This window comes from Parvibaculum sedimenti, from assembly GCF_009184905.1.
GTDB classification, from domain to species: domain Bacteria; phylum Pseudomonadota; class Alphaproteobacteria; order Parvibaculales; family Parvibaculaceae; genus Parvibaculum; species Parvibaculum sedimenti.
Genome location: NZ_WESC01000017.1, coordinates 70,416 through 94,139, shown reverse-complemented (window position 1 = coordinate 94,139; position 23,724 = coordinate 70,416). Strand labels below are relative to the sequence as shown.

At 60.9% G+C, this 23,724-nt stretch carries 23 protein-coding genes, 1 tRNA gene and 1 pseudogene; 12 read left to right on the top strand and 13 right to left on the bottom strand.

All coding sequences use genetic code 11. From position 1 onward, the window contains the following. Window positions 1–738: pseudogene (locus F2P47_RS17755) on the top strand (hypothetical protein); the annotation flags it as partial. A gap of 501 nt (window positions 739–1,239) precedes the next feature. Here the strand turns inward: F2P47_RS17755 and F2P47_RS15970 are convergent. The 4 genes from F2P47_RS15970 to F2P47_RS15955 form a co-directional block, all read right to left on the bottom strand. Next, a complete protein-coding gene (locus tag F2P47_RS15970) occupies window positions 1,240–1,782 on the bottom strand; it encodes a hypothetical protein (RefSeq protein ID WP_152217378.1) in 543 nt (180 codons plus the stop codon). Window positions 1,783–1,841: 59 nt separating this feature from the next. Next, window positions 1,842–2,444, bottom strand: a complete 603-nt coding sequence (locus F2P47_RS15965; protein WP_152217377.1) for a PAS domain-containing protein — start codon at window positions 2,442–2,444, stop codon at window positions 1,842–1,844. Between the two features lie 89 nt (window positions 2,445–2,533). Continuing rightward, window positions 2,534–3,376, bottom strand: a complete 843-nt coding sequence (locus tag F2P47_RS15960) for an enoyl-CoA hydratase/isomerase family protein (protein ID WP_152217376.1) — start codon at window positions 3,374–3,376, stop codon at window positions 2,534–2,536. Between the two features lie 74 nt (window positions 3,377–3,450). Beyond that, window positions 3,451–3,792, bottom strand: a complete 342-nt coding sequence (locus F2P47_RS15955; protein ID WP_152217375.1) for a hypothetical protein — start codon at window positions 3,790–3,792, stop codon at window positions 3,451–3,453. A gap of 159 nt (window positions 3,793–3,951) precedes the next feature. Between F2P47_RS15955 and F2P47_RS15950 the strand changes: the two genes are divergently transcribed. Next, window positions 3,952–4,362 carry a DUF6165 family protein gene (locus F2P47_RS15950; RefSeq protein WP_152217374.1) on the top strand — a complete coding sequence of 137 codons (411 nt, stop codon included), beginning with the start codon at window positions 3,952–3,954 and terminating at the stop codon, window positions 4,360–4,362. Window positions 4,363–4,366: 4 nt separating this feature from the next. Here F2P47_RS15950 and F2P47_RS15945 read toward each other — a convergent pair whose 3' ends face one another. Beyond that, entirely contained in the window at window positions 4,367–5,308 is a 942-nt protein-coding gene (locus tag F2P47_RS15945) for a glycosyltransferase family 9 protein (protein ID WP_152217373.1), read from the bottom strand. Between the two features lie 246 nt (window positions 5,309–5,554). On the opposite strand from F2P47_RS15945, the gene F2P47_RS15940 reads away from it, so the two are divergent. The 3 genes from F2P47_RS15940 to F2P47_RS15930 are packed head-to-tail and all read left to right on the top strand — an operon-like array spanning window position 5,555 to window position 8,717. Then, window positions 5,555–6,778, top strand: a complete 1,224-nt coding sequence (locus F2P47_RS15940) for an efflux RND transporter periplasmic adaptor subunit (protein ID WP_152217372.1) — start codon at window positions 5,555–5,557, stop codon at window positions 6,776–6,778. A gap of 2 nt (window positions 6,779–6,780) precedes the next feature. Beyond that, the gene (locus F2P47_RS15935; protein ID WP_185681160.1) at window positions 6,781–7,512 is read left to right on the top strand and encodes an ABC transporter ATP-binding protein; all 732 of its coding nucleotides are present in this window, start codon (window positions 6,781–6,783) and stop codon (window positions 7,510–7,512) included. 2 nt (window positions 7,513–7,514) lie between these two features. Next, a complete protein-coding gene (locus F2P47_RS15930; protein ID WP_152217371.1) occupies window positions 7,515–8,717 on the top strand; it encodes an ABC transporter permease in 1,203 nt (400 codons plus the stop codon). On the opposite strand, the gene F2P47_RS15925 is transcribed toward F2P47_RS15930, so the two are convergent. Next, the gene (locus F2P47_RS15925; RefSeq protein ID WP_204886728.1) at window positions 8,718–10,358 is read right to left on the bottom strand and encodes a CocE/NonD family hydrolase; all 1,641 of its coding nucleotides are present in this window, start codon (window positions 10,356–10,358) and stop codon (window positions 8,718–8,720) included. Between the two features lie 115 nt (window positions 10,359–10,473). Here F2P47_RS15925 and F2P47_RS15920 point away from each other — a divergent pair, with 115 nt between their 5' ends. The 5 genes from F2P47_RS15920 to F2P47_RS15900 all read left to right on the top strand — a co-directional run bounded on the left by F2P47_RS15920 (window position 10,474) and on the right by F2P47_RS15900 (window position 15,787). Further along, window positions 10,474–10,893: a cupin domain-containing protein gene (locus F2P47_RS15920; protein WP_152217370.1), complete on the top strand. Its 420-nt coding sequence runs from the start codon at window positions 10,474–10,476 to the stop codon at window positions 10,891–10,893. A gap of 1 nt (window position 10,894) precedes the next feature. Then, window positions 10,895–11,719 carry a creatininase family protein gene (locus F2P47_RS15915; protein ID WP_152217369.1) on the top strand — a complete coding sequence of 275 codons (825 nt, stop codon included), beginning with the start codon at window positions 10,895–10,897 and terminating at the stop codon, window positions 11,717–11,719. Between the two features lie 125 nt (window positions 11,720–11,844). After that, entirely contained in the window at window positions 11,845–13,233 is a 1,389-nt protein-coding gene (locus tag F2P47_RS15910) for an FAD-binding oxidoreductase (protein WP_152217368.1), read from the top strand. Window positions 13,234–13,430: 197 nt separating this feature from the next. Next, window positions 13,431–14,441 carry an ABC transporter substrate-binding protein gene (locus F2P47_RS15905; RefSeq protein ID WP_152217367.1) on the top strand — a complete coding sequence of 337 codons (1,011 nt, stop codon included), beginning with the start codon at window positions 13,431–13,433 and terminating at the stop codon, window positions 14,439–14,441. 65 nt (window positions 14,442–14,506) lie between these two features. Next, a complete protein-coding gene (locus F2P47_RS15900; protein ID WP_152217366.1) occupies window positions 14,507–15,787 on the top strand; it encodes a cytosine deaminase in 1,281 nt (426 codons plus the stop codon). On the opposite strand, the gene F2P47_RS15895 is transcribed toward F2P47_RS15900, so the two are convergent. The 5 genes from F2P47_RS15895 to F2P47_RS15875 are packed head-to-tail and all read right to left on the bottom strand — an operon-like array spanning window position 15,784 to window position 19,917. Beyond that, on the bottom strand, window positions 15,784–16,371 hold the full coding sequence (locus tag F2P47_RS15895) for an NAD(P)H-dependent oxidoreductase (RefSeq protein WP_152217365.1): 588 nt from the start codon (window positions 16,369–16,371) through the stop codon (window positions 15,784–15,786). The two genes, F2P47_RS15900 and F2P47_RS15895, sit on opposite strands and share 4 nt — an antisense overlap. Window positions 16,372–16,378: 7 nt before the next feature. Further along, a complete protein-coding gene (locus tag F2P47_RS15890) occupies window positions 16,379–17,152 on the bottom strand; it encodes a cysteine hydrolase family protein (RefSeq protein WP_152217364.1) in 774 nt (257 codons plus the stop codon). A 3-nt stretch (window positions 17,153–17,155) separates the two neighbouring features. Further along, complete coding sequence (locus F2P47_RS15885; RefSeq protein WP_152217363.1) at window positions 17,156–18,211, bottom strand: aromatic ring-hydroxylating dioxygenase subunit alpha; 1,056 nt, start codon at window positions 18,209–18,211, stop codon at window positions 17,156–17,158. 27 nt (window positions 18,212–18,238) lie between these two features. After that, complete coding sequence (locus F2P47_RS15880; RefSeq protein ID WP_152217382.1) at window positions 18,239–19,096, bottom strand: ABC transporter permease; 858 nt, start codon at window positions 19,094–19,096, stop codon at window positions 18,239–18,241. A gap of 8 nt (window positions 19,097–19,104) precedes the next feature. After that, on the bottom strand, window positions 19,105–19,917 hold the full coding sequence (locus F2P47_RS15875) for an ABC transporter ATP-binding protein (protein ID WP_152217362.1): 813 nt from the start codon (window positions 19,915–19,917) through the stop codon (window positions 19,105–19,107). 471 nt (window positions 19,918–20,388) lie between these two features. Here F2P47_RS15875 and F2P47_RS15870 point away from each other — a divergent pair, with 471 nt between their 5' ends. Together F2P47_RS15870 and F2P47_RS15865 are read left to right on the top strand one after the other, a co-directional pair. Next, complete coding sequence (locus F2P47_RS15870; protein WP_152217361.1) at window positions 20,389–21,312, top strand: hypothetical protein; 924 nt, start codon at window positions 20,389–20,391, stop codon at window positions 21,310–21,312. A gap of 3 nt (window positions 21,313–21,315) precedes the next feature. Then, window positions 21,316–22,143, top strand: coding sequence for a hypothetical protein (locus tag F2P47_RS15865; protein ID WP_152217360.1), 828 nt, complete (start codon window positions 21,316–21,318; stop codon window positions 22,141–22,143). Window positions 22,144–22,156: 13 nt separating this feature from the next. On the opposite strand, the gene F2P47_RS15860 is transcribed toward F2P47_RS15865, so the two are convergent. Continuing rightward, the gene (locus F2P47_RS15860; RefSeq protein ID WP_152217359.1) at window positions 22,157–23,338 is read right to left on the bottom strand and encodes an aminotransferase class V-fold PLP-dependent enzyme; all 1,182 of its coding nucleotides are present in this window, start codon (window positions 23,336–23,338) and stop codon (window positions 22,157–22,159) included. Window positions 23,339–23,441: 103 nt separating this feature from the next. Further along, window positions 23,442–23,518: transfer RNA gene (locus F2P47_RS15855), tRNA-Arg, on the bottom strand. Window positions 23,519–23,724: the final 206 nt, after the last annotated feature.

Here is a 23,724-nt window from a genome sequence, read left to right as displayed (position 1 = left end):
CGGACACAAGCAAAGCCAGATCAAAGATCTGCTCCCTTGGAATTATCCAGTCAAGGTGTGAACGAAACATCGCTTACCATTCTGGTTATTTCTAAGAAGAATCAGGTTGACGATGTCATGAGGGAGTTGAGTGGTCTTCTGAAGGCGAAAAAGCTCAAACATCATCCAATTAGACAAAGCGGAAAGTCGTATATCTCGGCGATAGATGTGGGAATTGAATATCTAGGATTTCATATAAAGAGAGGTCGAATTTCTATTCGACCATCCTCCTACAAGAGAATGTTCTCTGTACTGATTGGCGTTATTACAAGGGCAAAGTACAAGAGAGGGGATGCGAGATTTTTGCGGAAGTTGAATCTAAAAATAACAGGATGCCGTTTCAACGGGAAACAATTTGGGTGGGTTTCATTCTTCCGTCAGGCTGACAACATAAGCCAGTTTGCAAGAATGGACGAATTTCTAAAACGGCAGATGATGCGGCGTGGCTTGGATCGATATTTGCCGGAGACAAAGACTTTTTTGCGGTCCTATTTTGAAATTCGATATGACCTCGAAAGAACAAAATATATTCCGAACTTTGATGAGTTTGGTGTAGAAGATAAGAGAAAATATTTAGCGAGCATCGGCGAAAAAAATGTCGATGCATTATCGCCGGAAGACGTTGAGAAAGTGTTTTCGAAGCGGATTGGTCGCGAGGTTGGCGAGCTCGAAGAGGATTTGTTCGAGTCAATCTCATAGTCGTTGAGTGCTGCGCGACTGGGCTTCGTCTGAACTTTAAGTAATCGAGACTTTGTCAAAGAGTTCATTTCGAGAAAATGCTCGACACGGTCTCGATACGCCTTGATGACGGCATCTTTGAAATGAGAGTTCCTCTTGCTTCTGTGTTTGTCAAAAAAACTAATCCCCGCCCCATCATCCGCCCCCATATTACCTCCATCGCCTTCGCGAAGGGACGTGCCGGACCGTCCGATGCGTGGGAGGCGAGCGGCATCCGGGACTCGCGAGGGTAACGGACTCGTGGGACCGGACGTTCGGGCAGTACGGCGATCGGAACACGAAGAAGTCGAAAAAATGCCGCGCGCGGGGCCGGGCGCTTTCGCCCCTGCACATGCCACATGTCACATGCAGGACATGTGCGAATGACGTTCCGCCCCGCGCCCCTTCACCGGCGCGCCCCGTATCACACCCCCGGAGGCGGAGCCTCGCGGGGCCAGACGCGCATCCGCTCCCCCGCTTCGCTTAGCCCGGACAGCCCTTCCTCGGCCCCTCCGCCGCGATCTCTCCACGGTCGAGGGGAATGAGGTCCGCGCGCGCCGCGCCCCGCGCGATCATGGAGAGGTCCGTCGCCACGTCCTGCGCGTGGTCTTCCAGATCGCCCGCGAGCCAGACGATGCAGCGCGCATAGGGGCGCTCATCCTTCGCCCGCAGCGTCGCGCGGTCCGGGATCGAGGCCTCGGTGAGCGTCGCGCGGAGCCAGCCGAGGCGCTCGTCGGCGCGGGCCGCGAGCGGGCGCGCCTCTTCGGGCGTCATTCCCGCCTCGATCTTCTCCGCCAGCGCCCCGAGTTCCGTCTGGAGCGCGGCGAGATCGTGCAGCGTCACCGCATAGCGCGCGCGGTCGTAGGTTCCCGCATGGGCGACAGAGACGGTCATCAAAATACAAGCCGTCATGGCCCGGCTCGTCCGGGCCATCCACGTCTTTCCTCTTCGCATGACGGGCGCGAGGGCCATCGCGCCAATTGCCTCTGCATAGCGGCGGATGATGTCCTTATGGGCTTCGCTCATGGTTCCCCCGTTTCGAAAGAGGGGCACATGATAGGCGGACGAGCTTTCCGCGAAAAGCGTCAGGCGGCCCTGGCGAGAAGGGCGCCGATATCGGGAAAGCCGTAGCCGAGGTCGATCAGCGTCGCATCCTCGACGCGATCTGCCGTCTCCTCGAGGCCGAATGGCGCGCGGCCCTCATAGGCCTCGCGGCTCACCAGGGTCATGACGCGGGGCGGCTGACCTTCGGGTGCGCCGAGCGGCAGCATCACCATTTCGACGCGGCCCGGCCTGCCGCCTTCATAGATATGGCTGAAATGCGAGACGATGCCGATGCGGTGTTGCGCGACGACGGTGAAAGCGAGGCCGACCTGACCACGGATGCGCGGCGGCGTGAGCTCGATCATGTTCATGCCGCGCGGCTCGAAGCCCATGCGCTTGACGACGAGTGTGCCTGCGAGGCGAAAGCGGATCGTGGCGGCGTCGACCACGTCATAGATCAGGAGTTCCGGCAGCAGCGACTTCATCGCGCCGAGGTTCAGCTCGTCGGCGCGGGGCAATTCATTGTCGTGGCAGTGGCCTCGCCAGCATCGCAGGAATTTGCGGCTGTTCTCGAATTCAAAGGGTGCCGCTTCGGCGTCTGCGCAAAGCGCGATAGGGGGGAAGGGGGGATCTACTGGAAGCATTGGACCTTTACTCACGGCGCTACAGCACTTCTATCCGCCGAAGGTTAATGTTTCCCGTGCAACTCCGCTTCGGTCCCCCGCATTCTTGGTTAGCTATTGGTAAAGACCGGCTTGCGCTTCTGTAGGAACGCGGCGACGCCTTCCTTCATGTCGCTGGTCTGCGCGCAAAGGATCTGGTTGCGGTCTTCCATTGCGATGGCCGCTTCGAGGCTCCCCGCGTCGACCGACATGTTGAGGCATTCCTTTGTCAGGCGGAGCCCGATCGGCGAGGTCGTCAGCATCTCGTCGATATAGGGTTGCGCCGCCTCTTCCAGCTTTTCATCCGGCACCACCTCCGAAACGAGGCCGACGCGCTCGGCGCGGGCCGCGTTGATGAAACGGCCGGTCATCATCAGTTCCGACGCAACCGAAACACCGACGAGGCGCGGCAGGAAGTAGGAAACGCCGATATCGCAGGCCGAAAGCCCGATGCGGATGAAGGCGGCGTTCATCCGCGCGCTTGTCCCCGCGATCCGAATGTCGGAAGCGAGCGCGAAGGCGAAGCCGCCGCCGCAGGCCGGACCATGCACCAGGCTGATGATCGCCTGCGGGCAGCGGCGCATGCGGATGACGATTTCGCTGATGGAGCGCTGCGTCCTGAGCCCCTCCACCACGCCGCCGCGCGAATTGCCGTCGGCGTCGTTCCGCGCGATCGAACTCGCCTTGAGGTCGAGCCCGGCGCAGAAGGCGCGGCCCGCACCCTTCAGCACGACGATGCGCACCGACTGGTCGGTATAAAGCTTTCCGAAATAGTCCTGAAGCTCGGAGATCATCTTCGGATTGAGCGAATTGAGCGCATCGGGGCGGTTCATCGTCACCCAGTCGACGGGCCCTTCCTTGCGGATGATCAGCGTTTCGTAGGCCTGTATTGGAGTTGCCGTTGCGTCAGCCATATTCTCTCTCCCCGTAGCTCTGGTTCTTGTTGGGAGAAGGCTACAAGCTGGCCGCGCGAAAGTGCAGGGGGAGATTATTGCTGCTCGGTTTCCATCCTGAGCAGCACGAACTCGGGAATGTCGAGCCATTTGAGCGCCAGAATGCCGCCCGGCGCGACGCGCGTGACCTCAGCGGCGAAGGACTGGCCGGGCGCTGCCGGCTTCCAGCGCAATGTGCCGCTCACGATATCGCCGACGGCAGCCGCGCTCGTGAAATTGTCGATGCAGGCGCCGCCCGTCGACCAGTTGCGGGCCTGATGGTCGATCCCGCCAATGGAGATTATGAGAACAGGGTCGTCCGCGCGCGCGGCGGCGCGATGCTCGGGCATCTCCAGCCTTCCGCGCAAACCTTCGACCAGACGAGAAATCAACGACATGCCGCCCCCGCGATGCATGGCAAGATAGGCGAGCATTGTGACAGCTTGTGCTGCGATGCCAAGGTGAAAAGCCGGTTTTGTGACCGGCCTTCCCAGGGCTTCCGGTGGTCCCGGAGCTTCGCTATAAGGATTCCGAAGTCATATGAGTGGAGCAAACCCATGCCGCAGGCCGGAAAGCCCGCCCCCATCCTGATCGAGGTTGGACCCGGCGAGCTCGTCGACAAGATCACCATTCTGGCCATCAAGTCGGAGCGCATGAGCGACCCCGACAAGCTTCGGAATGTGCGCTACGAACTCGACGTGCTGGACCGGGCCCGCCGGTCTCATGTGCCCGATACGCCGGAGCTTCGTGTGCTCGAGGCCGAGCTCAAGGCCGTGAACGAGGCGCTGTGGGTCATCGAGGACGATATCCGCCAATGCGAAGCGGACAAGGATTTCGGACCTAAGTTCATCGAGCTCGCGCGTTCGGTCTACAAGCAGAACGACAGGCGCGCGATGCTGAAGAAGGACATCAACCGGATTACTGGCTCGGCGATCGTCGAGGAAAAGTCCTACACCGAATTCAACTGAAGCGTCAGGCGGGCGCGGGCAGCTTGGCGCGCAGATAGATCTCGTCGAGCACGCGCTCGATGGGAAGCGCCGAGAGATGCGCGACTTCGAGTGCAGTGAAATTCTCGCGCTCGATACCCGTGCGCTCTGCCGACATGTGAGAGCCGAAAAGAGCAAGGCCTGGCGCGCCGATATGGGCGGCAAGATGGGTCGGCCCCGTATCGTTGCCGACGACGAAGGCCGCGCCTTTCAGCACGCCCGCGAATTCGAACCAGTTGATGAAGCCGCGAGGCCCGTGAAGCTTGATGCCGGGTATCGTCTCGGCGAGTTCCAGTTCGTCGGGCCCCGGTGCGATGACGACCTGCTGCCCATCCTCGATCAGGCGCCTGGCCAGCGCGGCATAATAGGGCCAGCGCTTTTGCGGGTGGCGGGCCGACGAGCCGGGGATCAGCACGATATAGGGGCGTGTGACGCCCGCCTCCGTCAGAAGCGCCGTCACATCCTCGGCGAGCCATGAGACATCGGGGTGCCTCGTATGGCGCACGGGAACGCCCGCATCCTTGAGCTGGCCGGCGAGGCGGTCGAGCGTACGGATTTTTTTTGGATGTTTCGCGCGGTGCGGATGACTGCATCCGGGCGCGGTCCCCGACCAGTTCGTGTCCTGGAAGAACCAGCGAAAATAGCTCGCGGTGCGCGGTGAATTCTGAAGATCGTAGACCATGTCGAACTTCTCGGCCTTCAGCTGCTTGCCGAGTTTCCACATGAGGCCGAGGCGCCAGCGCGGCGCGCGCTCATCGACCATGACGCGATCCACCCATGGGCAGCGCTCGAAGAGACGGCGATAGGGCGGCGTCGTCAGCACGACGATTTCGTCATCCTTGCGATGCTCGCGAATATCCCTGAGCGCGCCTTCACACTGAATGACGTCGCCGAACGCACCATGTTTGATGATCAGGATACGGCCCATGCCAAGCTCGGTCTCGCGTCTTTCGCATTGCGCGGGCTCTTGGTCGGCCCGTTCCAGAATGTCACAGTACCCCCTGCGGCGCGAGGCCTATTGCGCATGAGATGCACGTCCTAGACTATGCGCGCGTGGCTGACAACAGGGCCGCAGCGACGGAAAAAGACCGCTTTTCCGTTAATGTCACTGCTGGCCGCGCGGCCCGTTCCCGATTTGAATGATTGACAGGAGAGCCCGTTCCGGGCGACCGATATGAGCCAGGCGAAAGAAGACACATTGAAGAGCCTTGGGCTCGTGCCGGAAGCGGGCGCCAAAGGGATCAGGACCTGGATATTGCGCCGCCCGTGGCTTTCCGGCGGCGTCGTTCTCGTCGTTCTCGTCGTTCTCGTGCGGCTCATCTTCTTCGGTGGCAGTGGCGCGGTCGAATATGTGACCGACAAGGTGGCGCGAGGCGATCTCAAGGTCACGGTGACGGCGACCGGCACGGTCGAGCCGGTGACGACGGTCACGGTGGGCAGCGAAGTCTCCGGCCGTCTCGACAAGGTTCTTGTCGATTACAATGATCAGGTGAAGCAGGGTCAGATTCTCGCGCAGCTCGACACGGCCACGCTCGAAATGACGGTGGCAAAGTCCAAGGCCAATCTCGACGATGCGCGCGCGACCGTCCTGCAATACGAGGCAACGCTGATCGAGACCAATGCGAAGTGGCAGCGCTATCGCGGCCTTTCGAAGCAGAACGCGATTTCAAAGCTCGAACTCGACACATCCTATGCCGATCTGAAGCGCGCCGAGGCGAACCTCGCCAGCGCGAAGGCGAAGGTCAAATCCTACGAAGCGCAGCTCGCCGCCGACGAGACGTCGCTTTCAAAGGCCACCATCAAGTCGCCCATCGACGGTGTTGTCATCGAACGCGATGTCGAGCCGGGCCAGACAGTTGCCGCCACATTCGAAACGCCGACGCTTTTCACGCTTGCCGACGATCTGCGTCACATGGAACTGCAAGTGAAGGTGGACGAGGCCGATGTGGGCGAAGTGCGCACTGGACAGAAGGCGACTTTCACCGTCGATGCCTATCCGAACCGCATCTTCGAGGCGTCGATTGAAAAAGTCCGGTATGCTTCGACGACGACGAACAATGTCGTCTCTTATGTCGCCGTGCTTACGGTCGACAATTCGGAACTCCTTTTGCGTCCCGGCATGACCGCGACGGCGGAAATCGTCACGGCGGAAAAGAAGGATGCGTTGCTCGTTCCCAACGGCGCGACGCGGTTCACTCCGCCCGATGCGAAAGCGCCTGAAGCCCGTGTGTCGGAGAAGGGCATTGTCGAGAAATATGTATGGGTGTTGAAGGACGGCGAACCGACCGCCGTGCCCTTGCAGCTTGGGCTCACCAACGGCCAGAAGACCGAAGTTCTCGCCGGCGACGTCGCGCCTGACACGGTCGTCATCACCGATATCAAGACGAAGGAGAAATAGCCGTGGCAGTTTCTGCGGTTTCTCCGGCATTGATCGAGTTTCGTCAGGTCGCGAAGGTCTACGGGCATGGCGAGAATGCCGTGCATGCGCTCGATGGTGTCGATCTCGTCATCAATGACGGCGAGTTCGTCGCCATCATGGGGCCGAGCGGATCTGGCAAATCGACCTGCATGAACATCATCGGCTGCCTCGATACGCCGACTTCCGGCCAATATCTCTTCCGCGGCGTCGATGTCGGGTCGCTCACCCGCGATCAGCGGGCGCTTCTGCGCCGTAATCATCTCGGCTTCGTCTTTCAGGGCTTCAATCTTCTGAAGCGCACCACGGCGCTGGAGAATGTGGAGCTTCCGCTCATCTATCGCGGCGTTCCCCGCGCGGCGCGTCATGCCCGCGCACAAGAAGCGTTGGAGGCGGTCGGCCTTGGCGATCGCGGCGGCCACACGGCGTCGGAGCTTTCCGGCGGGCAGCAGCAGCGCGTTGCCATCGCCCGTGCCATCGCCAGCGATCCCGCTGTCATTCTTGCCGACGAACCCACCGGCAATCTCGACTCGCATCGCTCGCAGGAGATCATGGAATTGCTCGCGCGCCTCAACCACGATCGTGGCATCACCGTCGTCATGGTGACGCATGAGCCCGATATGGCGCTTTATGCGCGGCGGTCGGTGAGTTTCCGCGATGGCAAGATTTCCTCGGATCAGAATCAGCCTGGCCATGCGCCTGCGGGCGGAGCGTGAACATGTTTGTCGAAACGCTTCTCCTCGCCTTCCGCGAAATCCGGCGCAACGTCATGCGTTCGGCGCTCACCATGCTCGGTATCATGATCGGCGTTGCCGCCGTCATTGCCATGGTCACGCTGGGCGGTGGCGCCAAGCAGAAAGTCTCGAACGACATCTCAAGTCTCGGCAAGAACCTGCTCATGGTCATGCCCGGAACGCACCAGACAGGTCCGTCCAGCGGTGGCGCGCCGTTCAAGAACGAAGACGTGCAGGCGATCAAACGCAGCATCGACGGGATCCAGGCCGTCGCGCCCATGTCGACGTCTTCGGTTCGCGCTGTCTATGGCAACACCAACTGGACGACGACCGTGTCGGGTACGACCAACGCCTATTTCGGAGCGCGGCAATGGGCGGTCGAGAAGGGACGTTTCTTCGACGAGGCGGAAGAGCGCTCCGGACGCACCGTCTGCATCATAGGCACGACGGTCCGCGACAATCTCTTCGGCCAGCAGGACCCGATCGGCGCGCGCATTCGTCTGGGGACCGGCTCCTGCGAAGTGATCGGGCTTCTCCAGAGCAAGGGCTCGTCCGGCTTCGGCAACAATCAGGACGATACCGTCATCATGCCGCTTTTTGCCTTCCAGCGGCGAATCTCCGGCGTCGATGACGTATCGATGATCTTCATCTCGGCGCGCAGCGAGGGCTCGATCGACAAGGTGAAGGCCGCGACCGAAGCTCTGCTTCGGCAGCGCCGCCATATCGTCGGCGGCAAGGAAGACGATTTTCAGGTGCAGGATATGCGCGAGATCGCGAGCCTCGTCGAAAGCACGACGACGCTGTTGACGGCCTTCCTCGGCGCGGTCGCGGCCATCAGCCTTCTCGTCGGCGGCATCGGTATCATGAACATCATGCTCGTCTCGGTGACGGAGCGAACCCGCGAGATCGGCATTCGGCTCGCCATCGGCGCCTATGAGCGCGAAGTGCTGCTTCAGTTTCTCGTCGAAGCGGGATCGCTTTCGCTCGCGGGCGGCGTCGTGGGCATCCTTATCGGTCTCACGATTTCCGCCTTTGTCGCGCCGATGGTCGGCATTCCCTTCGTGCTCAACCTCTGGATCATCGGCGTCGCTTTCGTTTTTTCTGCGGCCGTCGGCGTTGTCTTCGGCTATTTCCCGGCCCGCAACGCAGCGCGCCTCGACCCCATCGCGGCGCTGCGCTACGAGTGATCAACCCGGGAGGATCGGCAGCGAGATGAAGGAACCGCTTTCGCCGCCGCTGACGACCGTGAGCGTCGTGACGCGGCAATCGATGAGCCTCGTATCGAGAGGCGCGTCGCCAGTTCCCGGGTTGACCGCGAAGGCGGGGTAATTAGCCGCCGCGAGCGAGAGGCGCAGCGCGTCGCCCGGCTGAAGCGTCGCGCAGGTCGCGCGCATCGCGACCTTCACGAGCCCCCCCGAAGCGCCTTCGACCCGTGCATGGCCTTGCGTGAGGTTGAACACCTGCCCGCCCGGCGTCACGCGCGACAGGATGGCGCTGATATCGTAGCTCGGCTGGTCGGCGGAGACTGAGAGCGACACGTTCACCTCGCCCGCAAGCGCGAGCGGCGCTTCGAGCGGCGTGGACGTGTAGGTCGTAACGTCGGTGCGGTCGTCGAGCGAGGCGCGGTTCTGCATCCCGCCGGGATAGGCGTTGTGGCCGCCAAGCGAAGGCGCGGGCCGCCACGGGTCATGCACGATGCGATCGGGCACAGCGTCGTTCATCTTCTCGACGCCAAGGCCGCCCGATGCGGTCGTCATCGACAGGCCCTTGCTTGCAAGGAAGCGAGACGAGGCGGCTTCCGGCCATGCGCCAAACCCCTGCCACTTCTGCGCGACCAGGTCGAAGAGTTCGACGTCCGGCCTCGCGGGCGCAGCGGCGCCCTTCAATATATGGTCGAACCATTCGATCTGACGCTCGTCGATGGTGCTGACGGCGCTCGCGCCCATGTCGACGCCGCCGATGGCGCGGCCCCATGGAATATGCGTCCAGGGGCCGATGACGAGCTTCTGCAAAGTGGAGGTGCGGCGGGTCGCTTCCTTCCAGAAGCCGAGCGTGCCCATCAGGAATCCGTCATACCAGCCGCCGATATGAAGCATGGGAATGTTGATGGGCTTGTCGGCCAGCGCATCGCGCGGCGCGAGGCCCTGCCAATATTCGTCGCGTGTCGGATGCGCTACCCAGTCGGGATAGTGCGCATAGCCGCCGAATTCCTCGGCGACCTTCGGCATATAAGGCCGCGCTTCGTTGAGCGGAGGATTTCGGGAGGCGGAAAGGAGGGCGAGATAGGCTTTCTCGTCGCCCGCGATGCGCGCCTGCTCCGCCGCCATCTGAAGACCCCAGCCGAGGCCGCCGGAGAAGCAGAAGGCGCCGCCCTCATAGGCCCAGTCTCCATAAATGTCGTAACCGCACATTGAGGGACAGATCGTCGCGAGTGCCGGCGCCCCCGACGCCAGCGTAAGAAGCTGCGTCACACCCTGATAGGAGAAGCCGTACATGCCGACCTTGCCGGTCGAGCCCGGCAGCCCCGCGGCCCAGGCGACCGTCTCGCCGCCGTCGCGCACGTCGTCGACGAAGAGGCGATATGTTCCTTCCGACGTGCCGCGTCCCCGCACATCCTGAATAACGACGATATAGCCATGTGCCGCATACCAGGAGGGATGGGCGTAGACGACGGTCGCCGCGATCTTGCGGCCATAGGGCTGGCGCATCAACAGAACGGGAAAATCGTCCTCTCCGCGTGGCCTGTAGACATCCGCATCAAGGCGCACGCCATCCGACGTGATCATGGATTGTGTGACGGGACCGTCGACTTCGTAAGGCAGGCGCATGGCAACTTCCACTCGTGAGAACCACGCCCCACGTTACAAGATTCGTACCACGTCCTTTTGCCGCGTCGCGGCTGGCATGGCGCTTGCTCCTGCTTCCGGAAAACGGAGTACCCCCATGTTGCCTATCAAGAAATCCATTGCCGATTATCCCTGCTATCGCATCAGCCCTGACGATACGAATTACTTCGCGCTGGTCATGGACCCGACGACCGACAACGTGTCCTTTGTCACGGTCATCGAGGTGTTCGAGAAGGGCGGAAAGACGCCGCCCAATGCACACGACACCGCTTATGAAATGTTTTTCGTTCTGAAGGGCGAGGGCAGGGCCTGGTGCGACGGTAACGAGGCGACGCTGAAGGCGGGCGACGTGCTCGTGCTGCCGCCGAAGTCCGAGCATGTCGTCGAGAACACAGGCGATGGCAAGCTCTACTGTCTGACGACGATGATGCCGAACGAGGGTTTCGCGGAACTCATCCGCAAGGGTATTCCGGTCACGCTCGACGAAGAAGATATCGCCGTTTTCGGAGGTCTCTGAGATGGCGACCTTGAAGAAGCCGCGCTATTGGCATGAACTGACGACCCGCGATTTCGACGCGCTGGACAAGGACAAGGTGGTGGCGGTGCTTCCGGTCAGCGCCACCGAGCAGCACGGGCCGCATCTGCCCGTGCTCGTCGATGCAGGACTCAACAAAGGCATCGTGGACAAGGCGATTTCGCTTCTGCCGCAGGAACTCGATGTGCTGGTGCTTCCCGCCCAGACCATCGGAAAGAGCGACGAGCACGCCGCCTTTCCGGGAACGCTCACGCTCTCGACGGAAACCCTGATCCGCGTCTGGACAGAGATCGGCGAATGCGTGGCGCGTGCGGGAATTCGCCGCTTGCTCATCTTCAATTCGCATGGCGGTCAGCCGCAGGTGGTCGACATCGTCGCGCGCGATCTGCGCATCCGCCTCGGCATGTTCGTCGTCACGACCGCATGGTGGCAGCTCGACCATCAGCCCGGTCTCTTCTCCGATGCGGAGATGAAGCACGGCATTCATGGCGGCGCGGTCGAGACCTCCATGATGCTGCATCTTCATCCCGGCCTCGTGCGGATGGACAAGGCGCAGAACTTCGTCTCGCTCTCCGCGCTCATGGAAAACGAGTATCGCCTGCTGACGCCGGAGGGCGGCGTCGGCTTCGGTTGGCAGGCGCAGGATCTGAACGAGCAGGGCGCTTGCGGCGACGCGACGCTGGCCGATGCGGAAAAGGGGAAACTGCTTGTCGACGGCGCTGCTGCGGGCCTCGTCGAGCTGCTGGGTGAGATCGCCCGCTACCCTCTGGAAAACATCCGGCTGCGCGAGGTTCTGCCTAAAGCGTAAGCGCGGTCGGTCAATATGTATGCAAAAGCATAGCGGGCGGGTCCGACATCCCGCGCTTTGCCGAGCCCCATACGTGGCATGGTCTTTGCGGATTGCATGGCAGGTTTCTTTAACGAGGTACTGCCATGCGTGATCTTTTGGCCTTCACAAGCGAGCTCGGCGATATTCCAACTTTCGCCGACCCGACGCGGATAAAGCAGCGCAGCAGGGACTTCTATTGGTACAGCCCTCGCCTCAAGCCGATCTTTGATGAGGTGCTGGCCGATCTCGTTGTGCTGCCCAGGACCGAGGAAGAAGCGCTCACGGCGATCAAATTCTGCTTCAAGCATAATGTGCCGCTCACCGTGCGCGGCACCGGCACCGGCAATTACGGTCAGGCCATGCCGATGAAGGGCGGCGTCGTGCTCGACATGTCCGACATCACCGGAATCGTCTGGATGAAGCCCGGCTCGGTGCGCGTGAAAGCGGGCACGAAGATCCACGATCTCGAGGCGGCCGCAAATGCTCAGGGACAGGAGATGCGCATCTTCCCGTCCACGCGGCGTGCCGCCACCATTGGCGGCTTCATCGCGGGCGGTTCGGGCGGTGTCGGCGCTGCGAACTGGGGACTGCTGCGCGATCGCGGCAATATCCTCGCGGCTCGTGTGCTGACCATGGAAGAAAATCCGCGCATCCTCGAATTGCGCGGCGACGACATCCAGAAGGTCAATCACGCCTACGGCACGAACGGCATCATCACCGAAGTCGAGATACCGCTGGCGCCTGCCTATGACTGGATCGACACGGTCATAACCTTCGATGATTTCGGCACCGCCGCGCGCTTCGGCCAGGCGCTGGTCGAGAGTCCCGGCATTCTCAAGAAGACCTGCGCCCTGCTGCCTTCACCTGTTCCGCAGAGCTACTTCAAGTCTCTCAAGCCCTATATCGGCGAGGGGAAGCATTCGATTTTCTCGCTGGTCGCACCCCATTCCTTCGAGGCATTGCTCGAACTCGTGGAGGATCGCGGCGGCGAGGTCGTCTATCGCAAGTCGCAGTCCGAAGTGGAAGCGGAGAAGGCAATCCCTCTCTATGAGTACACATGGAACCACACCACCATGTGGGCGCTGAAGCACGACAAGTCGATCACGTATCTCCAGACCTTCTTCCCGGCGGGACAGAATGTCGAACTCGTGCAGAAGATGAATGAGCATTTCGGCGATGAGGTGATGCACCACCTCGAATTCGTGCGCTCCGGCGGCGGTTTCACCTGCTTTGGTATCCAGCTCGTGCGTTACACGACCGACGAACGGCTCGACGAGATCATGGCTTTCTACGAAGAGCATGGCTGCGCGCAGTTCAACCCACATGCCTTCACGCTTGAAGAGGGTGGCATGAAGGAAGTCGATCTCGTGCAGCTCGACTTCAAGCGCGAGTCCGACCCCAAGGGTCTGCTCAATCCCGGCAAGATGCTCGCCTGGGAAGACCCGAGCTGGACCGCGGCGAAGGACAAGACCTACCTCTATGCAGCTGGCTGAGCTGCTTTGTATGCAAGCGACGCCGCATTGCTCAAAGTTTCGTCATCGAGTGGCGCGACTGCGGGCGATCGGCGTCGCCGCGATGATGAGCAGCGCAGTAATCCGGCAAAATCCAATGGCATATCGCTTGCAGCCGCAGGTTTACAAAACATGGCGCGACCATGTTCGTTGAGTTTTTAAAAACGGGGTGAGAGCAGATGAAATCGAGACTGTTCACGTCTTTCGGACGTGCGGCTTTGATCGGGGCCGTGGCCATGGCTGCGGGCCTTTTGGGCGGCGAGGCGCAGGCGCTCGACAAGGTGAAGTTCGGCACGGACTGGATCGCTGAAGCCGAGCATGGCGGTTTCTATCAGGCGAAGGCGCTCGGCATTTACGAGAAATACGGCCTCGACGTCGAAATCGTTCCCGGCGGTCCGCAGGTCAACAATCCGCAGCTCGTCGCCACCGGCGCGCTCGATCTCGCCAGTCTCTCCTCGGCCTATCTGCCGATCATCTACACGAAGGAAGGCATCCCGGTTATCGCAGTTGCCGCCTTCTATCAGAAGAACCCGACCATCCTGATGGCGCACAAGGAAGCCGGCCTCAAGTCGCTCGCCGACATGAAGGGCAAGCCGATCATGGTGTCGTCCTACGCGCAGGATTCCTACTGGCCGTGGCTGCGTTCCAACTTCGGCTTCACCGACGACCAGATGCGCCCCTACACTTTCAACCAGGGCCCGTACCTGGCCGACAAGAATGCCATCGAGCAGGGTTATGTGAGCTCGGAGCCTTACACGGTCGAACTTGAAGGCGCCCATCCGCAAGTCTTCCTGCTCGCCGACAACGGCTTCAACGACTATGCCTCGATCCTCTCGGCCCGCAAGGACATGATCGAGAAGAAGCCCGACGTGATCGAGCGCTTCATCAAGGCGTCGGTCGAGGGCTGGATCAGCTTCCTGACCCAGGATCCGAGCAAGGCTTATGCGCTGATCCAGAAGGACAACCCCGACATGAAGCTCGAGGTGATGAAGAAGGCGCGCGAGCTGATGATCCAGTACGGCATCGTCGACTCGGGCGACACGAAGAAGCTCGGCATCGGCGCCATGACGGATGAGAAGTGGGCTGCGATCTTCAAGCAGATGCAGGCGTCTGGTCTCGCCAAGGAAGGCATGGATCCCAAGTCCGCCTACACGCTCCAGTTCGTCGATAAGGGCTTCGGTGTAAAGTAATAGTGATGTGACGAGCGCCGGGCGGGGTCTCCCGTCCGGCGTCCATTTTCAGAAAGAGTACCGGCGTGTTCCCCTCCATTCCCCAAGGTTCCTATCGACTGGTCAATGGTCGCGTGCCAGCTTGCGCGCTGGAGGGGGGCGATACGGACGAGCTGGTGAAAACCGGCATCGCCGTCATGGACGGCAAGATTGCTGCGATCGGCATAACCGACGCATATGGCGCTTTGCCCGTGGTCGATCTTGACGATGGCATGATCTGGCCGACCTGCGTCGAGCTTCACACGCATCTCGACAAGGGGCAGACACTCGGGCGCACGCGCAATGCGACCGGCACGCACGACGACGCGCTCGCCGCTGTCACGGCTGACCGCGCGTTATGGTCGCCTGATGATGTTGCCGCGCGCATGGAGTTTTCGCTGCGCTGCGCCTATGCCTATGGCACCTCGGCGATCCGCACTCATGTCGACTCGTTCCCGCCGCAAGGTGAAATCAGCTGGCCCGTCTTCAGCGAGCTGAAGCGCAAATGGGCCGGGCGCATAGAGTTGCAGGGTTCCTGCCTCGTGCATCTTCCTTTCTACGATGCGCCGGAGGCGGAAGGCCTCGCCGACCTCGTCGCCGAGCATGGCGGTATTCTGGGCGTTGCCGCGAAGAGCATGCCCGGCATGGCGAAAACCTTCGATCGCTTTTTCGACCTCGCGGTGGAGCGCAATCTCGATATCGACGTTCATGCCGACGAGACGGCAGACCCGCTCTCCAACAATCTCGAAGATCTGGCCGATGCCACCATGCGCCATGGCTGGGAAGGCCGCGTTGTCGCCGGTCATTGCTGCAGCCTCGCGCAGCGGACGGATGAAGAGGCTGCGCGCACCATCGCGAAGGTACGCGATGCGGGTATCACCATCGTCGCGCTGCCCATGTGCAATATGTATCTGCAGGGCCGTAGCGAAGGCCGCACACCGCGCTGGCGCGGCGTGACGCTGATGCAGGAACTCGCCGCTGCGGGCGTTCCCGTCGCCATGGCGAGCGACAATACGCGCGATCCCTTCTATGCCTATGGCGATCTCGATCCGGTCGAGGTTTTCACGCAAGCCGTGCGCATCGCGCATCTCGACCTGCCGGCCGATCCCTGGCTGGCGGGCATCACCTCGACGCCTGCGAATGCGATGGGCCTGAAGGGTGCGGGAAAGATCGCGGTGGGGCTTCCTGCCGATCTCATTCTCTTCCGCGTTCGTGACTGGACGGAGCTTCTCGCGCGGCCGCGTGCGGCGCGGCTTGTCATTCGCAATGGCGCGGTGCTCGATGCGCAGGTGCCCGACTACCGCGAACTCGACGCGCTTTTCGCTTAAAGGCGCGAGAGCCGCTCCCTCACCAGGGCGAGATAGGATTTCCGGCTTTCAGGCGTGGATGAATCCATGCGGTAATGCGCCATCCACAGCGTCTTGCAGCGCGGATGGCACGAGCCCCTGATGCCGCGCAACAATGTGCGGCGATGAGGCTCGCCGACGATCTTCATCCACCACCACGGCGAGCCGCAGGTCGTGATGCCACCGACGAGCTTCACATTGGTCAGCGCCGGCATGATCGGCATTTGTCCCTTCGGCATGGTGAAGGAGACGCCGGGCACGAAGACGCGATCGAGCCAGCCCTTCAGCATGGCAGGCAACCCGTACCACCAGGTCGGAAAGACGAAGATAAGCGCCTCGGCCCACTGGATATTGGCGATGTGCTCGGGAACGTAGGTGAGGTTCTTGCCTTCGGTGTGATAGTCGCGCCGCTCCTGGCATCCCAGGCGCGGATCGAAATTCTCCGCATAGAGGTCGGTCAGGCGGACATCATGTCCCTTCGCCTTGAGCGCGTCGACGACGGTATCGCGCAGCGCGGCGCAGAAACTCTCTGGAACGGGATGCGAATAGACGACGAGAACTTTCATGGGTCGGTCAATCGATAGCGGCAATGATGTCCGTGGCGGTGGCCGTGAAGCCGAAGCATTGCTTCACGTTATAGATTGTCGCGTCGGTGCAGAAGGCAGGCGACGTCGTCGCCGAGCAATCCGTCAACAACACGCAATCATAGCCGAGGCAATTGGCGTCCAGAAGCGTCCCGAAGACGCATTGATCGAGGTTCACGCCCGCAAATAGCAGCGTCGTCACGCCAAGATTGCGCAGGATGCTGTCCAGCGGCGTGTCCCAGAATCCGCTCATGCGATATTTGTCGACGTGGATGTCGTCGGGTTCAATGGCGAGTTCATCGACGATGGCGGCCGCCCAGCTGTCCTTTTCGAGCACATGTGCGCCATTGCTCGCCAGCGGATCGCCGATGCCGATGCCGCGGCCGTCCGGCTTGTAGACGTGAAGCACCGAAGGGCTGAGGTTGAGCTTGTCCGGACGGTTGCCCCAGTTGACCCAGATCACCGGAACACCGGCCTTGCGGAGGGCCGGCAGCGCCTTCGACAGCGGCTCGATGGGTGCGCGGGCGGGAGTCATATCGACCCCGATGCCCGCAAGCCAGCCATCGGGGTGGCAGAAGTCGTTCTGCATATCGATGACGATGATGGCGCTGCGCGTGAGGTCGATGGAGAGGTTCTGCGGTTCGGCGGCGAAACTGACGGACTTTGGCGCTCGCGTCTTGCGGACGAGATCGCATGTCGTTTTGTTCACGCGCCATTGATTGGCGCCGGCGCTGCCGAGCGCGACAAGATCGGGTGAAGACATGGATCAGCCTCGTTGAATCATCTTGCGGAGTGCGACGGGCGCTTCGCCGCGGCGCTCCTCCTCGCCATGAGCATCGAGCAGCGCTTTCATCTTCTGACGCATGACAATGCCGGGGCGGTCGGAACGCATATGGATTTCCTCTCGCGTTCCGATTTCGAGAGGCACATCGCCTTCCGTGCTCTCGAGGATTTCCCGGTCCTCGTTGGTCACCATACGGTCGAAGGCGATGATGTCCTCGGCCGAGGCGTCGGCCTCGGTGTCGTTGCGCACGACGAACTGGCAGACCATCGAGCGTTCGTCGTCGATGGGCGTCGCCGCCGTGAAGATCATGTGGAAGAGGCCGTTGGGATAGGTGATGCGGAGCGCGCGGGCGAAGGGCAGGAACCAGTTGCTGTCCATGTAGCGCACAGTCCAGTCGTCATCCATCCCGAGATTCTTCTTCTGGACTTCCGGGTTGCGCACCGGCACTTCGGTGAGCATGCGAAAGCCCGTCGGCGTGTCCATGATTTCGAGCTTGGCGGGTTCGGGGTGACCCTGATCGCCGAAGCTTGCGCGATGGACGAAGCTGAAATGTGAATTGTCGAAGGAGTTCTCCATGAGGCGAAGGCCTGCGCATTCCCACACTTCGTAGAACTCGTGGACCTGCCGGTAGCCGGGTTTTTCCGCTTCATTGAGATCGGGAATTCCGGCCAGCGGTTCCTCGGAGAGCGTGACCCAGACGTAGTCGTATTTCTCCTGCACCTTGAAGCCGGGCGTGCGCGCACCGGGCATCGTCTCGCGCTCCGTCATCTGCGGAATGCGTACGCATTGTCCCGTGCCGTCATATTCCCAGCCGTGATAGCCGCAGACGATGCGCCCATCCTGCACCCAGCCTTTCGAGAGCTTCGCCGATCGGTGGCAGCAGCGGTCGAGGATGCACTGTGCCTTGCCGTCCGCGTCGCGCCAGAGAACGATGTTCTCTCCCAGCAGCGTGAAGGGGAAAGGTTTGTCGGAGAGCTGCGCCGCCGGCGCGATGGGATACCAGAAGCGGCGTAGAACGGGTTGCTGGGTTACGAGCATTTGTTTGCCTCAAGGACTTGGCGGCGGTCAGCGGTCGCCCATGGCGCTTTCATGCCAGTGGCGCAGGATGAAACGCGAAAGCAGGGACAGAACGAAGAAGATGAGAATGCCGGTCGCCGAAATCAGGAAAAGCGCGGCGAACATGCGCGGGATCTGCAGACGGTATCCCGCTTCGAGGATGCGGTAGGCGAGGCCGGATTGTGTGCCGCCCGTGCCGGCGACGAATTCCGCGACTACCGCGCCGATCAGCGCGAGGCCGCCGGAGATGCGAAGACCGGCGAGGAAATAGGGCATGGCGGATGGGAGCTTCAGCAGCCACATGGCTTGCGGCTTGCTGGCGCCGTAAAGCTGGAAGAGGTTGATGAGGTTGCGGTCGGTACTGTTGAGGCCGACCGCAGCGTTGGAGACCACCGGGAAAAAGGCGACGAGCCAGGCGCAGATGAGAAGCGCGAGCTGCGTGTCCTTCGCCCAGATGATGATCAGCGGCGCGATGGCGACAACGGGCGTCACCTGCAGCACCACGGCATATGGAAAGAGGCAGCGCTCGATCCAGCGCGAGCTGGTGAAGAGCATGCCGAGCAGAAGGCCGCCGACGGCCGCGATCAGGAAGGCTTCGATGGTGATGCGCGATGTAATGACGAGGCTCGGCCAGAGCGAGCCGAAATCCGTGTAGAGCGTCTTGGCGATCAGAATTGGCCCGGGGAGCAGATAGACCGGCACGTCGTTGACACGCACCATGATTTCCCAGAAGGCGAGCATGAAGAATCCGAAGATGAAGGGCGCAAGTTGCAGCAGCGCCTTCTCGCCGATGCGGCGTGTGGCGCTCTTCGAACCAGGCGTCCTGGCGGCGACTGCGGCGGGAGCGGGTGTCCGGATTTCATTCATGGCGTTCATCAGTGTTCATCCTCCACGCCGGCCATGGCCTGCTTCAGCCAACCGGACACGTCGCGGCAATGCTCGTTGTAGAGCGATGAGGTTCTGAATTGTTCGGTGCGGGGGTAGGGCGCATCAATGGAAAGATCGGCAAGAATGCGACCGGGCCTCGCGGCCATCACGACGATGCGATCGGAGAGATAGACAGACTCGAAGACGCTATGCGTGACGAAGATGACGGTCAGGTTCTGCTTTTCCCAGAGGGCGAGCAGATCGTTGTTGAGCTTCAGACGCGTGATCTCGTCGAGCGCCGCGAAGGGCTCGTCCATCAGCAGAACCTTGGGCTTCGTCACGAGCGCGCGCGCGATGGAGACACGCATCTTCATGCCGCCGGAAAGTTCGCGTGGATAGCTCCTGGCGAATTTCTCGAGGCCCACCATGCGCAGCGAGTCCATCACCTGATCGTGGACCTTGGCGCGCGTTTGCCGCTTCAGCCGCAGGGGCAGATAGACATTGTCGAAGACATTGGCCCAGGGCATCAGCGTCGGCTCCTGGAAAACGAAGCCGATTTCTGCGAGCGGACGGCCCTTGTAGTCATAGGCCGTGGTCGGCCATTCGATCTCGCCACCCGTATGGCGGTCGAGGCCGGAAATCATGCGCAGCAGCGTGCTCTTGCCGCAGCCGGACGGCCCGAGCAGGCTCACGAATTGCGGTTTGCCGGGAATTTCGAGGCTGACATTGTGCAGCGCCTCGGTTCCGTTCGGGTAAATCTTGTCGACGGATTTGATCGATATGAGTGGGCGGGAGCTCGCGTGTTCCGTCGCCGCTGCCATGGACGCGTTCTTGTCTACTTGTATAGCGGTACTCACCGAGCTCATGCACAGATCCCTCTCATGCGGCGGGACATCGTTTCCATGTTGTCCGGCTGAGCAGGCGATGCATGGCGAAGCCGGTCCGACACTCGCGAGCTGGTAAACAGCGCCAACCGCATCGGAGAACTACGCCTCACTTCTTCACCCCTTTTGCAGGCTGCCCGATAAGCAGGCAGAGGCACGGAAAAATGTATACAAGACAGGGTTTTGCAATTCGTGTGCCGCATCGCGGCATTGCGTGAGGCCGTGGCGCTGCGTAGAAAAGGTCAGGAATCCTTGATGAAATCGACGGAACGGTGTCAAGATCGCCGTATGGCAAGATGCCTGTTTTTCAAGCGGATCGAACAAATTGCACATGGATCGTGCATCGCGTATCACGCATGCTGATGGTGACATATGCATTTACGGCGAAGACGCGAGACGAGCTGACTGATGCGTGAGTTTGTTTTTCTGGCCGGCGCCCAATCAAGCCATTTTGGCTCCGTTCATCTGCGGGCAATCCAGCTTGAAAAACTCGTCCGCGAAGGATTGCGCCAGCGCGGCTTCAAATCCTCGGTCGCCCGCGGATTGCCGCAACAGGCAGACGCCACTTATTTCGTTACCAAAAGCTTCGCGCTCGACTTCGGCATCGCCGGTTTTGAGGCGATTGTGGCGGCGGGAGGCAGGATCATTTTCGACCCGCTCGACATGGGAACCGATGAGGGCTTTCGGAATTTGGCGCTTCGTTCGACTTGCCTCGTCGCAAGTTCGCTGACCCAGCTCGATCATTTCTCCGATGCGTTCGGCGGGGAGGTGCGGGTCGCCTTCATCCCGCATCATCTCGATATGCGGATGCCGGAGGTGCGATGCCAGAACGATGATTTCCGCATCGCCTATTTCGGCGCGCCGTCCAATGCGCTTTTGCCGCGCAAGAGGAAATGGTTCAATCTCATCAACTGGCGAAGGCGCTTCACGAATATCTGCGACGTCATCGACGCCTCGAATTATGACGAGCCCGGCTGGATGCGGCAGCTTGCTTATTATAACTGCCACTATCTCTTTCGGCAGAGGCAGGATTTCGATGGCTTCAAGCCATTTCTGAAGGGCTATGTCGCGGCGCGTTGCGGCGCGGTGGTAATGGCGCAACGCGACGATGCGGAGGCGGTCGCGAATCTCGGCGCCGATTACCCTTATTTGTTCGATATAAAAAGGGGACGCGATATCGTCGATAGCATCGCGTTCGTATCGGCATCCTTCGGCTCACAGAACTGGAATATCGCTCACGAGAAGGTGGCGCATCTTCGGGAGCAGTGCCGCGAGGACAGGGTGATCGAGGCCTTTCTCAAGGCGATCCCGCGCGACGCGGGAGCAGCATGACGCATGGCTTACCTCAATTGCTTCTGGCACGGGCCGCGCCTCGGCGATATCGAAACGATCAGCCTGCTTTCCATGTTGCGGCAGGGCGAAAAGGTTCGGCTGTTCTCTTACGAGCGGCTCGCCTCCGTTCCGGAGGGCGTTGAGGAGGTCGATGCGCGCGAAGTCATGCCTTTCGAGGACATGATCTTCCATCACGCTACGGGAAGCGCCTCGCTGGGTTCAAACAGATTTCGTTATTTTCTGATGAGGGCGGGGCTGGGGCTCTGGCTCGATCTAGACGTGCTTCAGTTGCAGCCCTTCGCCTGTGAGGAGGGTGACTATATTTTCGGACTTGAAGAGCCGGGCAGGGTCAATGGAGCTGTGCTTCACCTGCCGCGCGAATCCGGGGTTGTGGATGCACTTTGCCGCTTCGCGATGAAGCGATATCCGATCCCGCCCTTTTATCCCTTGCGCCGCCGCCTCCGATTGACGAGGCGCTTTCTCACCGCAAGGCCGGTCCCGGTCGATAGACTTCCATGGGGCGTATTGGGACCTGACGCGCTCAGCCATTTCATCGGGAAATCGGACATGTTGGCGCTGGCTAAACCGGCACATGTCTTCTATCCGGTTCACCATGCGAAGGCCCACACGCTTGTTTCGGCGCGGCATGAAATCGAGCCGCTGCTTCGGCCCGACACGCTGGCCATTCATCTCTGGAACGAAGCGCTTCGCAGGCCCTCGGCCATCCGGCCGGACAATCCGCCCGGAAAACTGTTCGTCGAGCGCGAGAGCTTCGTTGATCGCTTTGCGCGGCGCGAACTGGGCTACAGGATCGAAAATCCGGTTGCGTGAGAGACGCCGCCATTCAGCCCTGCCGCGCCTGCTCCAGATCCTCGACGATGTCCTCGATGAATTGGTCGATGAGATGCATACCCTCATGCCGCATCACGACATCATGCGCGAGCTTGCCGCCGAGGCGCTCGTCTTCATTCGGTGCGAGTCCCCATTTGCGCATGACCCTTTCGCTGGGGCGCCGGAAATAGATCGTGTTTGAACAGGCGCTCTTCCAGGCGGGATAGCCGATCTCGTCGAGCCTCTCTTTCAGATAGGCGGCGTTCTTCAGGATCAACTCAGCCTGATGGCGGTAACCTTCAAAACCGGTCTTGTGGATCTGCCACCAGAACTTCAGCGGGGCGAGCGCGGATCTTGAGCAAGTGATCGTGGGAACCGCATCGTTCAGATAGGCGACGTGAAACGGGTTCTGCGTGTTCAGCACATCGTTGGTCGTGATGAACAGGCCCAATGGCTCGTCGAAGCCGAAGAATTTGTGTCCGCTGACGGCGATGGAATCGAATTTGCGCAAGCGGCGATCGACCAGATGGGCATGCTCGGTGAAGGGCAGATAGCCGCCGAAGAGGGCCGCGTCGACATGGCGATATAATGCAACCGGCTTCTTTCTCGCCAAAACGGCGTCTATCGCATCCTGATCGTCGATGCCGCCTTTGAAGGTTGAGCCCATGGCGATCACGATCAGCGCGGGACGGCTCGGGTCCAGCGCCTGTTCCAACGCGTCGACCTCCATTTCGCCGCTGACATTGGCGGGGATCAGCTGCATATCCAGATCCTGCAGGTCGCCAAGCTTCTTGATCGAGTAATGCGCCTCTTCCGAGACATAGAGGATGGGCCTGAGTGCGCTCCGATCGCGCAGGACGTTGACGCCGAAATAGATGCCGTGATTGTTGCCGTCGGTTCCGCCATTGGTCACGATGCCCCAGGTGTCATCTTCGGCAAATCCGTAGAGCGGGGCGAAGAAGTCGATGACCTCGTTCTCGAACTCATGCGTGTTGAGCGAATAGAGGCTTGGCTTGCGCGGATTGCCCACGTTGTTCATCGCCACGTCCGCGAGACCCGAAACCGCATACCAGTGATAGAAGTCAGCCAGCTTGACGTTCTGATTGCAGGGAAAGCCGATTGCGGTCTTCTTGCCTTCCACCATCTGCTGGGCGAAGGCGTTGAGGCGCTCGATGTCGAATTTCGGGCTCGTCATGATGCGTCCACTGATCTGGTTGCCGGTGGCGCAAGTCTACATTCACCTTCCCGGTCGAGACGACCTAGGGAAATCCGCTATCTGTTTGCGGCGCTGGGCTGGCTGGTGACCCCGACAGGATTCGAACCTGTGACCCCCAGATTAGGAATCTGGTGCTCTATCCAGCTGAGCTACGGGGCCCCGGAAGGGGTCTTGCGGCTGCCGAAGCGGCAGCGAGGCGGCACCCTACGTCAGGCTTTTGCGCGCCGCAACAGGCTCTCCCTTTGATGCGAAACGAATGACGCCCGTTCGGGCTGACGTTTCGCCATGGTGCGGCCGCGGGCCGTTTTGTTACGAATCGGCACAGATTTTACGGCCTTCTTATTGCGTATGACCTATGCAGGTGA